The organism is Micromonospora sp. IBHARD003 (assembly GCF_056106285.1).
The window spans coordinates 4559614-4574006 of record NZ_JBWBBX010000001.1; the positions used below are offsets into that span (position 1 = coordinate 4559614).

A 14393-nucleotide genomic window follows, 5' to 3' on the forward strand; every position below is an offset into this window, starting at 1 on the left:
CTCCAGCAAGGAGGACGGAGCGATGCCAGCGCCTTGGTGTTTCGTGCAACGGCCGTGCCGAGGGTTTCGTAGAAGCCCGTGACCCGGCGACGCGAACCCTGCGTGCCTTTCAGCGCGCCATCCGAAAGGTGCTGACCATGAGGCTTCGTGCCACCGCAGCCGTCATGACCGTGATGCTGCTCGCTTTCACCGCCACCGGTTGTGCCCTGCTCGGCTCCGGAAGTGACGGCTCCGGCCGCAACGTCGAACTGCCCACCTACGGTGTGTCCGAGGACGTCGACATCGACTCCCCGGTACTGAGACGTGCCCAGGAGAAGGGCAAGCTCGTCATCGGGGCCAAGGACGACCAGCCGTTCCTCGGCTACCAGGACGCCGACGGCCGACGTTCCGGCTTCGACATCGAGATAGCCAAGATGGTGGGCGCCTACCTCGGGTTCTCGGTCGACCAGATCGAGTTCAAGACGGTCAACTCGGCCGTGCGTGAGAAGGCCATCGTCGCCGGCGACGTGGATCTCTACGTCGGCACGTACACGATCAACGAGAAGCGCAAGAAGCAGGTCGGCTTCGCGGGCCCCTACTTCGTGGCCGGCGCCGACCTGCTGGTCCGGATGGCGGAAGTGCGCATCGGCGGGCCGGAGACCCTCAAGGACAAGAAGGTCTGCTCCATCGCGGGTACGACGTCACTGCAGGAGATGGAGAAGCCCGAGTACGGCGCCGACACGGTCGGCCGTGCCAAGTACTCCGAGTGCGTCAAGCTGCTCCTCGACAACGAGGTCGACGCCGTCACGACCGACGACTCGATCCTGAAGGGCTTCGTCGCCCAGCACCCCACCAAGCTGCGCGTGATCGGCGATCCGTTCACCGAGGAGCCCTACGGCATCGGTATGAACAAGGACGACAAGGCGCTGCGCGACAGGGTCAACGACGCGCTCGAGGTGTTCGGGAAGAACGGTGACATCAGGAAGGCGTACCAGGCGACGCTGGGTCTGTCCGGGTCGCCGTACACCGGCCGGCCGCCTCTCAAGCGCTACTGACGCCCGAGGCCGGTGTCCCGCCCACCCGGGGCGGGACACCGGAGCCCCCGGTCCGTGCCCGGCTCAGGCCGTCAGGTCCCGGCGGCGGAAGCTCGCCAGACCCCCCGCCACCAGCGCCGCCGAGAGCGCGGTCAGCAGCAGCACCGGCGGCCAGTGCATCCCGGGCCCCGGCAGCTTCGGCAGATGCCCGAAGGGGGAGAGGTCCAGAACCGTCTGGGGCAGATCCAGGGCAGGGCCGATCCAGCCGAGCGCCAGGCAGACCCCCGCCACGCCCCAGCCCGCCGGGGCCGCCTTCGGGAACGCCCCGTACAGCAGCAGCGCCACGGCGGCGACGGTCCACACCGCGGGGACCTGGACCAGTGCCGCACCCAGGATCGCGGGCAGCCGCCCGCCGTGGCCGACCGCGAGTCCCGCGCCGGCGAGCACCATGATCAGTGCCGCGCCGCCGAAGGCGATGAGCAGATGGCCGAAGGCCCAGCGGATCCGGCCGACGGCGTTCGCCAGGACCGGCTCCGCGCGCTGGGACGTCTCCTCGCCGTGCATCCGCAGCACGGTGCCGACCGCGAACAGCGCGGCGACCATGCCGAACATCCCGGTCATCGTGGCGAGGAAGGCATCGGTGAGCCCCGACTGCCCGCCCATCCGCCGGAAGATCTCCCTGGCCTGCTCGTTGCCGCCGACGAGGTCGGCCGCACCGCTCGCCATCCGTCCGAAGACGATCCCGCCGAGCAGGAAGCCGGCGCTCCAGCCGAAGAGCGTTCCGCGCTGCAGCCGCCAGGCCAGCCCGTCCGCCGTCGCGAGGGTGCCCTCGCCCGGTCCCGGACGGGTCGGCAGGAAGCTCATGCCGACATCCCGCCGCCCGGCCAGGGCGTAGGCGACGGCACCCTGGATCACGACGGCCGCGGCGATCAGCGGCAGCACCCACCAGCGTTCGTCCGCGAAGGCGCGCACATGCCCGGCCCAGCCGATCGGGGACAGCCAGGTCAGTACGGCCCCTCCGTCGTCCGCCCCCGCATCACCGGCGGCGCGCAGCACGAACGCCAGCCCCAGCACCGACGCCGTCAGCCCCTTCGCGAGCCGCGCGCTCTCGGTGAGCTGGGCGACGATCGCCGCCGCCGTCGCGAAGAGCACCCCCGTCCCGCCGATCGCGAGCCCGAGCGCGAGCGCGCCGCGTGCGCCCTGACCGGCGAGTCCCGCCGTGATCAGCAGGGTGAGCGCCGCGTTGGCGATCACCGCGGTGAGCAGTGCGGCGGTCAGGGGTGCGCGCCGCCCGACCATCGCGGACGACAGCAGCTCCTGACGCCCCGTCTCCTCCTCCTCACGGGTGTGCCGTACGACGACGATCAGACTCATCACCGCGGCGAGCACCGCCGCGAAGGTGCCGAACCGCCAGGCGACGAGCCCGCCGACGGAGTCGTCGAAGACCGGTCCGTACAGGGATCGCATGGAGCTGTTGGCCGTCATCGAGCGGGCCACCTCGGCGCGCTCGCCGGCCGTGCCGTAGAGGGCCCCCAGCGAACCGGCACCGCTGACGACCATGCCCCCGACGGCCAGGACCCACAGAGGCAGCACGATCCGGTCACGGCGCAGGGCCAGCCGCAGCAGCGTGCCGCTGCCGGCGAGCGGACGGCTGCCGCCGGTCCGGGGTGCGAACGGGCCACCCGTCCGGCCCGGCCGACCGGATGTCCCGGTTCGCCCGGTCTGCGTCCCCGCGGTCATCGCGCCATCGCCTCATCCGCGTCTTCTGCCTCATGCCCGCGCAGATCGTCCTGGTAGTGACGCAGGAACAGCTCTTCCAGCGTGGGCGGCGTGCTGGTCAGCGACCGTACGCCCGACGCGGTGAGCGAGCGAAGCACCGCGTCCAGCTTGTCCGTGTCGACCTGGAGCCGCACACGGTTCCCGGTCACCTCGAGGCCGTGCACTCCGGGCAGCCGCGCGAGTCCGTTCGGCGCGCTGGCGAGCTCCGCGCTCACGCTCGTACGCGTCAGATGGCGCAGTTCGGCGAGCGAACCGCTCTCGACGGTGCGGCCCTTGCGGATGATGCTGATCCGGTCGCACAGTGCCTCGACCTCGCTCAGCACATGGCTGGAGAGCAGGACGGTCCTGCCGCGTGCGCGCTCCTCGGTGACGCAGCTCTGGAAGACCTCCTCCATCAGCGGGTCGAGGCCGCTCGTCGGCTCGTCGAGGATCAGCAGGTCGGCATCGGACGCGAAGGCGGCGACCAAGGCGACCTTCTGGCGGTTGCCCTTGGAGTACGTACGGCCCTTCTTGGCCGGGTCCAGTTCGAAGCGCTCGATCAGTTCGGCCCGCCGGGTCTTGTCGAGCCCTCCTCGCAGCCGTCCGTACAGATCGATGACCTCTCCTCCGGAGAGATTGCGCCAGAGGGTCACGTCACCGGGGACGTACGCCACCCTGCGGTGCAGGCCGACGGCGTCCTTCCAGGGGTCGCCGCCGAGCAGCCGGGCGGTGCCGGAGTCGGCCCGCAGTAGCCCGAGCAGGACCCGGATGGTGGTCGACTTCCCCGCGCCGTTGGGGCCGAGGAAGCCATGGACCTCGCCGGTCCCGACGGCGAGGTCGAGACCGTCCAGAGCGTGGGTGCGCCCGAACGACTTGTGCAGTCCGGCCACCTCGACGGCAGAGCGTGCCTTCGTCATGACGTGAACGTACGCTACGTTCACAAATTTGTGAAGTTAAGGAATCGTATAAACTCGGAGGGGGTTGGGCTTGGAAGGGACCGGGTGCGCAGGGGAGGATGATCAGGTGGAGAGCGACCGAACCGAGCAGACCGACCAGACGGGGCGGACCGGGGACGAGCGTGACGAAGTCCGCGAAGTCCGCGATGAGCCCGGTGTGCGCGGGAAGCGTGACAAGCACAAGGAACGCGAAGGGCTCGAGGAGCGCGACGACCAGGCGGTGTCCGACTTCGTCGAGCGGTTCGCCGCGCAGCTGGTCGAGGCGGGCATGACCCGGATGCCGGCGCGCGTCTTCGCCGCGATCCTCTCCAGCGACGCCGGCGTCATGACCTCCGCTGAGCTCGGCGAGCAGCTGAAGGTCAGTCCGGCCGCGGTCTCCGGTGCGATCCGCTATCTCTCCCAGGTCGACATGGTCTCCCGGGAACGCGAACCGGGCTCCCGGCGCGACCGCTACCGCGTCCACAGCAACCAGTGGTACGAGGCACTGGCCAACCGGGACAACGTGCTCAAGCGCTGGGAGGGCACCTTCCGCGAAGGTGTCGTCAAGCTCGGCCCCGGCACCCCGGCGAGCCTCAGACTCGCCGAGACGCTGGAGTTCTTCGAGTTCATGGAGAAGGAGCTGGCGGGGATGATGCGGCGCTGGCGCGAGCACCGCGAGCGCCGCTTCGGACCGGGCTGACCGGCGCTGCTGCTGTTCCCCGGTGCCGCGGGCACCGGCCCGGGGCACCTCAGGGGAGCTGCGCCGTCGGAAGCGTCAGCGACCAGGCCTTCGGGCGCAGCGTCCAGGTCCGCTTACGGACCGGTCCGGTGATCCTGGCGTCCGCGCGATAGCGGAAGTCCGGGCCGGAAACCGTCACCACCTCGGCGAGCGTGCGCAGTGGCTCCTCGCCCGCCCCGCGCACCACGGTCACCTCCGCGGCGCCGTCCCCGGCGCGCACCCGCACGTCCTCGACCGGCTCGTCCAGATCGCTCAGCAGCACCCCGTCGGCTTCGATACGCAGCCGGCCGCCCCGGGGCCCCGCCGGCGCGAGCGGAGCCGGGCGGACCAGGGTGCGCACCAGGGAACGGCAGGTGTCCCACACCGACGTCGTCGGGGCCGCGGCCGAGTGCGACGCCGTGGCAGGGATGCGCACATGCCCCAGCACCACCCCGTCGCTGTCGTCCACCAGCAGGTCCAGCGCACGTGCCGCCCCGTCCAGCACCGTGCGCGCCGCCGCCACCGTGCCGGTCGGCACGCCCAGCGACCGCGCCAGTTCCACCGACGCCCCGTCCCCCACCGGCACCAGCGACAGTGCCTCGTCCGCGAGCCCGCGCGCCCGGTGCAGACCGGACACCGCGCGCAGCAGCGCACGGTCGTCGCCGACGACCACAGGACGCCGCGAACCCCTCCGTACCAGTGCCCGGGAAAATTCCTCGGGCCCGTCCGGCAGGCAGATCTTCGCCGCCGCTCCGGCGCACAACACATCTTTCACGATACGAACGGACTCGCCGTCAAAACGGCGGGCGACCGGGTCGATGACCACCAGGAGCTGGTCGTGAGCCGACACCTCGGTCCTTCCTCGGGTAGCATCTTTGTGCAAGAGCCCCTTGCGCTATTGCGCCAGGGGCTTCGTCTATTCCGGGGCACACCGGTTTGGCGGCTCAGGCCCCCTGACCTTGGACATGCCCCGCCCGGAAGGGGTGTACGCCTGTGCCCGCACTCGTGCTGCTCGGTGCTCAGTGGGGTGACGAAGGCAAGGGAAAGGCCACCGACCTCCTCGGTGGATCCGTGGATTATGTGGTGCGTTACCAGGGTGGTAACAATGCCGGCCACACGGTTGTCGTCGGCGACCAGAAGTATGCGCTCCACCTCCTCCCTTCCGGAATCCTCTCGCCGGGATGTACCCCGGTCATCGGCAACGGGGTCGTGGTCGACCCGGCCGTCCTGCTCTCCGAGCTGAGCGGGCTGAACGAGCGCGGCGTCGACACGTCCAAGCTCCTGATCAGCGGTAACGCCCATCTGATCACCCCGTACAACGTCACCCTCGACAAGGTGACGGAACGGTTCCTCGGGAAGCGCAAGATCGGCACCACCGGTCGTGGAATCGGCCCGACGTACGCCGACAAGATCAACCGCGTCGGCATCCGCGTCCAGGACCTGTACGACGAGTCGATCCTGGCCCAGAAGGTCGAGGCGGCGCTGGAGCAGAAGAACCAGCTGCTCGCCAAGGTCTTCAACCGCCGCGCCATCGAGGCGGAGCGGATCGTCGAGGAGATGCTCCAGTACGCGGAGCAGATCAAGCCGTTCGTCGCCGACACGACGCTGATCCTCAACGACGCCATCGACGAGGGCAAGGTCGTCCTCTTCGAGGGCGGCCAGGGCACCCTCCTGGATGTCGACCACGGCACGTACCCCTTCGTCACCTCGTCGAACCCGACGGCCGGTGGCGCCTGCACCGGCGCGGGCGTCGGCCCGACGAAGATCAGCCGCGTCATCGGCATCCTCAAGGCGTACACCACCCGCGTCGGCGCCGGCCCGTTCCCGACGGAGCTCTTCGACGAGGACGGCGAGGCGCTGCGCCGCATCGGCGGCGAGCGGGGTGTCACCACCGGCCGTGACCGCCGTTGCGGCTGGTTCGACGCGGTCATCGCCCGCTACGCGACCCGGGTCAACGGTCTGACCGACTTCTTCCTCACCAAGCTGGACGTGCTCACCGGCTGGGAGCAGATCCCGGTCTGCGTGGCGTACGAGATCGACGGCCGGCGCGTCGAGGAGCTCCCGTACTCGCAGACGGACTTCCACCACGCGAAGCCGGTCTACGAGTACCTGCCGGGCTGGTCCGAGGACATTACCAAGGCCAAGACCTTCTCGGACCTGCCGAAGAACGCCCAGGCGTACGTCAAGGCGCTGGAGGAGATGTCGGGCGCCCCGATCTCCGCGATCGGCGTCGGCCCGGGCCGTACCGAGACGATCGAGATCAACTCGTTCCTCTAGGCCCTGCGCACGGGCTCCCTCTCCTGGGGGGCCCGTGCGGTGTGGGACCGGTCGGGCGGGCTGGTGGGACGTGGGTCCCGCGGGCCCGCCCGTTTGCCGTTCGTTCGATCGCCGCCCGCCGCCCGCCGCCCGCCGCCCGCCGCCCGCCGCCCACGCACGACGTTGTCGTCGGCGCGGGATCGCAGGGTCGGCGAACGCGCGGCGGACGCGGATGGGGGCGCGGATGGGGGCGCGAGCAGGACGGAGGTGGGGCGGAGGTGGGCGGCAGATCATAGCCCTGTTCCACAAGTCTTCGGCCACTAACCGCAGTTCTCCCCCACGGCGCGCACACAATGCGTAGCTTCCTCGTGACGGAGCGGGCATGCGATGCCCGAGCAAGCGCTGTGATGAGGAGCAGGACCGGTATGGCAAATGTGGAGGTCTCCCTCAAGGAGACGATGACAATGATCGAGGGCAGCCTGGGAGTTGCCCTCGTCGACTACACCAGCGGGATGGCGCTGGGCACCCTGGGCGGTGGCAAGGACCTCGATCTGTCGGTGGCCGCGGCCGGCAACACCGATGTGATCCGCGCCAAGGTCCGCACCATGGAACACCTCGGGCTCAACGACGACATCGAGGACGTACTGATCACCCTCGGCAGCCAGTACCACCTCATCCGGCTGCTCAAGGGTCGTGGCGGCAACGGTCTGTTCCTGTATCTGGTGCTCGACAAGGGCAACTCCAACCTGGCCATGGCGCGCCATCAGCTCCGGCGCATCGAGGCCGAGCTCGAGGTCTAGCGACAGCTCCTTTCTCCCGGGCCTCGCACGCCTTTGACTTGAAGATGTCTTCAAGTCGCCACATCCAGATCAGGGCAAACCCCTGAGCGTGCGGGGCCGGGAGGCTGGAGGATGGTTCGTACGACACCGACCGCGGCGGCCGGGCCGCACCGCCGCACCGGACAGAGGCCGTCGAACGCGGCAGGAGTGATTTCGAGATGCAGGTCCCGCTCTACCAGGCCAAGGCCGAGTTCTTCCGGATGCTCGGGCACCCTGTGCGCATCCGGGTTCTGGAGCTGCTTCAGCACGGCCCCGTACCCGTACGCGACCTGCTGAACGAGATCGAGATCGAACCCTCCAGCCTGTCCCAGCAGTTGGCCGTGCTGCGCCGGTCGGGGATCGTCGTCTCCATCCGGGACGGCGCGACCGTCAGCTACGCCCTCGCGGGAGGGGACGTCGCCGAGCTCCTGCGTGCGGCCCGCAGGATTCTCACCGAACTCCTCGCGGGTCAGACCGAACTCCTGGCGGAGCTCCGCCAGGCCGATGTCGTGGGCCCTGCCCAGCCTGTTCATGCAGCACAGCCCGTTCATGCAGCACAGCCCGTTCACGCAGCACAGCCCGTTCACGCAGCACAGCCCGTTCACGCGGCCCCGCCGGCGCATGCGGCCTCGTCTGCGCATGCTCCTTCACCGGCGCATGCGGGGCCGGTGCCCCTGGCCCGGGAGACGGTTCGCCGGTCTCCGTGAGCTTCGCGATCCCGGTGGCCTGATGACTCGGAGCGCGAGGGACCGTCTTCGGACCGGCGGAAACGCCCATGGATCCATATTGTCCTATTTATATCTTTTTGTGTGATTCGATGGGGCGCACCTTCGCCTCTCCCTGACCAGAGGCGTGACGGCCTGTCACACAGAAAGTGAGCTACGTCGGATGTCTGGATCACCGGGCATGGGCGCGGGTGCTCCGCGCCGTGTGAAGTCGGCGGCCTTGAGTCGTCACTGGAAGGCCGCCGTTCTCACGGCGGCCGGTTTCGCGGCGATGGTCGGTACACCGGTCGTCGCGCTGATTGTGCAGGCGGATGCGGCGGAGGCGCATGCACGTTCGGCCGCCACGGAGGGCAACGAGACCGGGGAAGCCAAGTCGGCCAAGAGTGACAAGGGTGACAAGGGCAATAAGGGTGGCAAGGACGTCGAGGGCGGCAAGGGCAAGGAGAAGCACACTGCCTCGAAGGGTGATGAGGGCGGCCATGACAAGGGTGGGCGCGGCGGCCACGACAGGGGCGGCAAGAAGAGCGGCGACCACGACGGGTACGGCGACGGTCACTACTCCGAAGACGCGATCTTTGTGGAGTGCGACCCGAACGATCTGATCGCCAACCTGGTCGATCTGAACTACGACAGTGGCGGTGAGCTGGTGCTCGCCAAGGACTGCACCTACACCCTCACCGCCAACCAGGACGAGAACGGTCTGCCGCAGATCACGCAGCCGATCACCATCCACGGCAACGGTGCCACCATTGCCCGCGCCGCCAACGGCGACACGTTCCGGATCTTCGATGTCGGCGTCGGCGGCGACCTGAAGCTCAGGCATCTCACCCTCACCCGCGGCACCACCGCCGTGGGCGGCCAGGGTGCCGGGATCAGGGTGAACGCCGCGGGCCGCCTCGACCTCGACCGCGTCACTGTCACCCGCAACAACGCCGACCTCGAGGAATCCGACGGGGGCGGTATCTACAACGCGGGTGTCACCACCATTCGCAACAGTGCCATCAGAAAGAACACCGGCGAGGACGGCGCTGCCGTCTACAACGACGAGGGCAAGGTGGAGATCACCGGCTCCGAGGTCTCCGGCAATATCGGCGACAACAGCGACGGTTTCGCCGCCATCTACAACGACGGTGGCTCACTCACCGTCAAGAAGAGCCTGATCCGCTACAACTACGCCTATGCCGGCGGCGGCATCTACAACTCCACCGGTACCGCAGAGGTCGAAGACAGCAAGCTCGAGTACAACTACGGATCCTACGGCGCCGGCATCTACAACGATGACGCGCTCTATGTGCGCAACAGCGCCATCGCCTACAACGTGGCGTCCGACCCCGTACTCGATGGCGCCGGCCTCTACCTCACCGGTCCCGCGGTGATCGAGGGCAGCAAGATCTACGGCAATGTCGCCACCAACGGTGACGGCGGCGGCATCCTCATGTTCCTCAGCGAGGACGAATCCGTTGCGATCCGGGACACCAAGATCTACGACAACCAGACTCCTGGTGACGACCGCGTCGGTGCCGGCATCGCCATCGTCAGCGGCACGCTCGACCTCACCGACGTCAAGGTGACCGGCAACATCTCCGACGCGGAAGCCGGCGGTATCGACAACAACGGCACCGTGAACACCCACGGCAAGGTCCGGATCGTCGACAACGTCCCGACCAACTGCGAAGACAGCGGCAACCCCGTCCCCAGCTGCTTCGGCTGACGCACCGCCCGTTCCCGGTCGCTATCCCAGTCGCCCGCCCCCGGCATCCAGCCGGGGGCGGGCGAGCGCGCGGCGTCGGCGGCACGCTCCCGTATCGCCGGTCGACACTCCCACAGGTGGGGGAATTGTCTGATTTTAGGCTCTCCGGATGTTTCGATGTGGCCCACTTCGTCCCCTTGTGCTGTCAAGGGGTGTGACGGCCTGTCATAGAGAAAGAGAGCACGTCGGATGTCTGGATATCGGGGCAGGGGCGCGGGTCTCCCGCGTCGTGTGAAGTCGGCGGCGTTGAGCCGTCACTGGAGGGCCGCCGTTGTGGCGGCGGCCGGTTTCGCCACGGTGGTCGGCACGTCGACCTTCGTGGCCGTCGCGCAGGCTGGTGCCGCTGAGGCGCATGCCCGCTCTGCGGTCTCGGAAGACGGCGAGTCGGGCCCGGCCTCGTCGGCCGGGACTCCGGAGCGCGCCGGCGAGGCTCGGGATGCCGAGGGCGCAACGGCGGAGGAGCACGACGCCGAGTACTGGGCCGAGCATGCCGGCAACCCCGGCTCGAACGACGATGAGGGCCAGGCCGAGGAGGGTGACCTCGCCGGGCCTCCCGCTGCGGAGCCCAAGGAGGGCAAGGCGCACGAATCCGCGCCGAAGGCGGGCGAGGTCAAGGGCGCACAGGAGTCCAAGGGGGCCACGGGGGCCAAGGAGTCCAAGGCGGCCAAGGCCGACCAGGGCAAGGAGAAGAGCGCTCCGTCGAAGGGGGACCAGGGCAAGGAGAAGCCCGCCGCTTCGAAGGGCGACGAAGGCAAGGAGAAGCCCGCCGCTTCGAAGGGGGATGAAGGCAAGGAAGAAGGCTACGGCGACAAGGGAGACGACGACGAGGGCTACGGCTCCAAGGGGGACAAGGACGAGGACTACGGCTCCAAGGGAGACGACGACGAAGGCTACGGCTCCAAGGGGGACAAGGGGGACGACGAAGGCTACGGCGACAAGGGAGACAAGGACGAGGACTACGGCTCCAAGGGGACTGAGGGGAAGGAGGACGGTTACAGCTCGAAGGGTGACGAAGGCAAGGAGGGCAAGGGGGACGAGGGTGACCACGGCAAGGGCGGCAAGGGTGACCATGACAAGGGGGGCAAGGGTGACAAGGGGGACAAGGGTTATGGCGATCACGACAAGGGTGACAAGAAGCGTCATGGTCGGCATGGTGAGCGGAAGGTGGACTGTGACCCGAACGATCTGATCGCGGCGCTTGTCGATCTGAACGAGAAGCATGGTGGTTCGCTGCGTCTGGCGGAGCACTGCACGTACACCCTGACGGCGAACCAGGACGGCAATGGTCTGCCGAAGATCATTCAGCCGATCAGTATCCACGGTAACGGTGCGACCATTGAGCGGGCCGCCAACGCCGACTTCTTCCGGTTCTTCGAGGTCGGGGCCGGTGGTGACTTGAAGCTCAGTCACCTCATCCTCACCCGCGGCAAGGCTGAGTTCGAGCAGAGCGGCGGTGCCATCCTGGTCGACGCCGCGGGTCGCCTCCACACGGAGATGGTCGCCTTCGACACGAACACCGTCGAGAACACCGATGAAGATGACGGTGGTGCCGTCTTCACCGAGGGCATCACCGAGGTCAAGAAGAGCACCTTCAAGGCCAACTCCGCCGACGAGGGCGGCGCCATCTACAACGACGACGGCAAGCTCGAGGTCGAATCGGCCAAGGTCTACAGGAACATCGGCGATGACGGTCCGATCGACAACGACGGGGGGACGTCGACCATCCGGGACAGCGTGATCCGTGACAACATCGGTGGCGGTGTCGAGCACGACGGCGGACTGACGGAGATCGAGAAGACCGCCATCCTCTACAACACCGATCCCGATGGCACCGGCGGTGGTATCGACCACGAAGACGACGCACTCTACGTCCGCAAGAGCATCATCCGCGACAACACCGCGCGCGACGATGGCGGTGCCATGCAGCTCGACGACAACACCGTGATCGAGGACACCGAGATCAAGGACAACGTCAGCATTGAGGAAAGCGGCGGAGGCATCGACGTCAACCTCGGCGATGACGACGAAGAAGTCGCCATCCGCGATTCGAAGATCGTCGGCAACCAGGCGCCGGGCAACGGTGAGCAGGGCGGCGGCATCTTCGTCGACGAGGACAGCACGCTCACCCTCACCGACACCAAGGTGACGAGGAACATCTCCGACGAGCCCGCCGGCGGTGTCCACAACGAGGGCACGGTCAACGCCAACGGCAAGGTCCGGATCATCGACAACGTCCCGACCAACTGCGAGGGCAGCCCCAACCCCGTTCCGAGCTGCTTCGGCTGACGCACCGTCTGTTCTGGTCAGCCTCATCTGCCCCGCCCCCGGCATCCCATGCCGGGGGCGAGGCTGTATGAGCCGCCCTGTTCGACCCTGTTGCCTGGTTGTGTCCAGTCGACACGCCCATGCAGCTAAATTGTCCTATTTATCACTTTTTCCATGGTTCGATATGAGGCATCTTCGCCCCTCTCCACTGGGGCGTGACGGCCGGTCACAGAGAAAGTGAGCTACGTCGAATGTCTGTATCGCAGGGCATGGGTGGCGCGGGTGTCCCGCGTCGTGTGAAGTCGGCGGCGTTGAGCCGTCACTGGAAGGCTGCCGTTGTCGCCGCGGCCGGGCTCGCGACGATGGTCGGCACCACGACCATCGTCGGCATCTCGGACGCCGGAGCGGCCCAGGTGAAGCCAGCGGCGAACAACGCCAAGGTCAAGGCGGCGCCCGTCGCCGCCCCGGCCGACGGCATGCCGAACGACGGCGGCGACGGCGACTACCGGGCCGAGCACGCGGGCAACCCCGGCTCGGACAAGGGAGACAAGGGAGACGACTACTCCGGCTCCTGGGACAAGGGAGACAAGGGAGACAAGGAGGATAAGGGTAAGGGCGACGGAGGCAAGGGGGACTACGACGACAAGGAGGGCAAGGACAACGGCGGCAAGGGCGACGAAGGCAAGGGGGACTACGACGACCAGGACAAGGGGGACGAGGGCTACGGGGACAAGGGCTATGGAGACAAGGGGGACGAGGGTGACCACGGCAAGGGTGGCAAGGGTGACCATGACAAGGGGGGCAAGGGTGACAAGGGGGACAAGGGTTATGGCGATCACGACAAGGGTGACAAGAAGCGTCATGGTCGGCATGGTGAGCGGAAGGTGGACTGTGACCCGAACGATCTGATCGCGGCGCTTGTCGATCTGAATGAGAAGCGTGGCGGGTCGCTGCGTCTGGCGGAGCACTGCACGTACACCCTGACGGCGAACCAGGACGGCAATGGTCTGCCGAAGATCATTCAGCCGATCAGTATCCACGGTAACGGTGCGACCATTGAGCGGGCCGCCAACGCCGACTTCTTCCGGTTCTTCGAGGTCGGGGCCGGTGGTGACTTGAAGCTCAGGCACCTCATCCTCACCCGCGGCAAGTCCGCCGAAGGGGAGAACGGCGGTGCCATCAAGGTCGACCCCGCGGGTCGCGTCCATCTGGAAATGGTCGCCCTCGACAGGAACACCGTAGAGAACACCGATGAGTACGACGGTGGTGCCGTCTTCACCGAGGGCATCACCGAGGTCAAGAAGAGTACCTTCGAGGCCAACTCCGCCGACGAGGGCGGCGCCATCTACAACGACGACGGCAAGCTCGAGGTCGAATCGGCCAAGGTCTACAGGAACATCAGCAGCGACGGTCCCATCGAGAACAGCGGTGGGACCTCGACCATCCGGGACAGCGTGATCCGTGACAACATCGGCGGCGGCGTCGAGCAAGACGGTGGACTGATGGAGATCGAGAAGACCTCCATCACCAACAACACCGAGCCCGATGGCACCGGCGGTGGTATCGACCACGAAGACGACGCACTCTACGTCCGCAAGAGCATCATCCGCGACAACACCGCGACCGAAGACGGCGGTGCCATGCAGCTCGACGACAACGCCGTGATCGAGGACACCGAGATCAAGGACAACGTCATCGTCTGGGACGGCGACGGCGACGGCAACGGAGGAGGCGTCGACGTCAACCTCGACGGCGACGAGGACGAAGTCGCCATCCGCGATTCGAAGATCGTCGGCAACCAGGCACCGAGCAACGGCAGAAGGGGCGGCGGCATCTTCGTCGACTCGGACAGCACGCTCACCCTCACCGACACCAAGGTGACGAGGAACATCTCCGACGAGCCCGCCGGCGGTGTCCACAACGAGGGCACGGTCAACGCCAACGGCAAGGTTCGGATCATCGACAACGTCCCGACCAACTGTGAAGGCAGCCCCAACCCCGTTCCGAGCTGCTTCGGCTGACAAGCCGTTTGGTTGACGAAACGGCGCAACGCACTCGCCCGCCCCTGGCTTAAGGCCGGGGGCGGGCCCATTCCCTCCACCCTCGACACTCCCACGAAGTAATTGTCTGATTTTAGGCATTTCTTATGGTTCGA

General features: G+C 67.6%; 10 protein-coding genes and 1 pseudogene. 8 read left to right on the forward strand and 3 right to left on the reverse strand.

Going from position 1 to position 14393, the window contains the following annotated elements; genetic code table 11:
- Positions 1-137 precede the first annotated feature (137 nt).
- Positions 138-1034 carry a glutamate ABC transporter substrate-binding protein gene (locus ACTWOL_RS20360; RefSeq protein ID WP_474298192.1) on the forward strand — a complete coding sequence of 299 codons (897 nt, stop codon included), beginning with the start codon at positions 138-140 and terminating at the stop codon, positions 1032-1034.
- A 63-nt stretch (positions 1035-1097) separates the two neighbouring features.
- Here the strand turns inward: ACTWOL_RS20360 and ACTWOL_RS20365 are convergent, their stop codons facing one another.
- Both ACTWOL_RS20365 and ACTWOL_RS20370 read right to left on the reverse strand, forming a co-directional pair.
- Positions 1098-2753, reverse strand: coding sequence for an ABC transporter permease (locus tag ACTWOL_RS20365; protein WP_474298193.1), 1656 nt, complete (start codon positions 2751-2753; stop codon positions 1098-1100).
- A complete protein-coding gene (locus ACTWOL_RS20370; protein ID WP_474298194.1) occupies positions 2750-3688 on the reverse strand; it encodes an ABC transporter ATP-binding protein in 939 nt (312 codons plus the stop codon). Before ACTWOL_RS20370 ends, ACTWOL_RS20365 begins: the two co-directional genes overlap by 4 nt.
- A 106-nt stretch (positions 3689-3794) precedes the next feature.
- On the opposite strand from ACTWOL_RS20370, the gene ACTWOL_RS20375 reads away from it, so the two are divergent.
- Positions 3795-4406 (forward strand): GbsR/MarR family transcriptional regulator, encoded by a 612-nt coding sequence (locus ACTWOL_RS20375; protein ID WP_474298195.1) that lies wholly within the window; start codon positions 3795-3797, stop codon positions 4404-4406.
- A gap of 49 nt (positions 4407-4455) precedes the next feature.
- On the opposite strand, the gene ACTWOL_RS20380 is transcribed toward ACTWOL_RS20375, so the two are convergent.
- Complete coding sequence (locus tag ACTWOL_RS20380) at positions 4456-5274, reverse strand: diacylglycerol kinase family protein (RefSeq protein ID WP_474298196.1); 819 nt, start codon at positions 5272-5274, stop codon at positions 4456-4458.
- Positions 5275-5417: 143 nt separating this feature from the next.
- Here ACTWOL_RS20380 and ACTWOL_RS20385 point away from each other — a divergent pair, with 143 nt between their 5' ends.
- The 6 genes and pseudogenes from ACTWOL_RS20385 (at position 5418) to ACTWOL_RS20410 (ending at position 14259) form a co-directional block, all read left to right on the forward strand.
- Positions 5418-6701, forward strand: a complete 1284-nt coding sequence (locus tag ACTWOL_RS20385; RefSeq protein ID WP_474298197.1) for an adenylosuccinate synthase — start codon at positions 5418-5420, stop codon at positions 6699-6701.
- A 404-nt stretch (positions 6702-7105) separates the two neighbouring features.
- A complete protein-coding gene (locus tag ACTWOL_RS20390; protein ID WP_474298198.1) occupies positions 7106-7480 on the forward strand; it encodes a hypothetical protein in 375 nt (124 codons plus the stop codon).
- Between the two features lie 197 nt (positions 7481-7677).
- Positions 7678-7995 (forward strand): annotated as a pseudogene (locus tag ACTWOL_RS20395) (ArsR/SmtB family transcription factor); the annotation flags it as partial.
- A gap of 391 nt (positions 7996-8386) precedes the next feature.
- Positions 8387-9934 carry a right-handed parallel beta-helix repeat-containing protein gene (locus ACTWOL_RS20400; RefSeq protein ID WP_474298199.1) on the forward strand — a complete coding sequence of 516 codons (1548 nt, stop codon included), beginning with the start codon at positions 8387-8389 and terminating at the stop codon, positions 9932-9934.
- Positions 9935-10162: 228 nt separating this feature from the next.
- Positions 10163-12259 (forward strand): right-handed parallel beta-helix repeat-containing protein, encoded by a 2097-nt coding sequence (locus ACTWOL_RS20405; protein WP_474298200.1) that lies wholly within the window; start codon positions 10163-10165, stop codon positions 12257-12259.
- A gap of 230 nt (positions 12260-12489) precedes the next feature.
- Positions 12490-14259: a right-handed parallel beta-helix repeat-containing protein gene (locus ACTWOL_RS20410; protein WP_474298201.1), complete on the forward strand. Its 1770-nt coding sequence runs from the start codon at positions 12490-12492 to the stop codon at positions 14257-14259.
- The last annotated feature ends 134 nt before the right edge of the window (positions 14260-14393 follow it).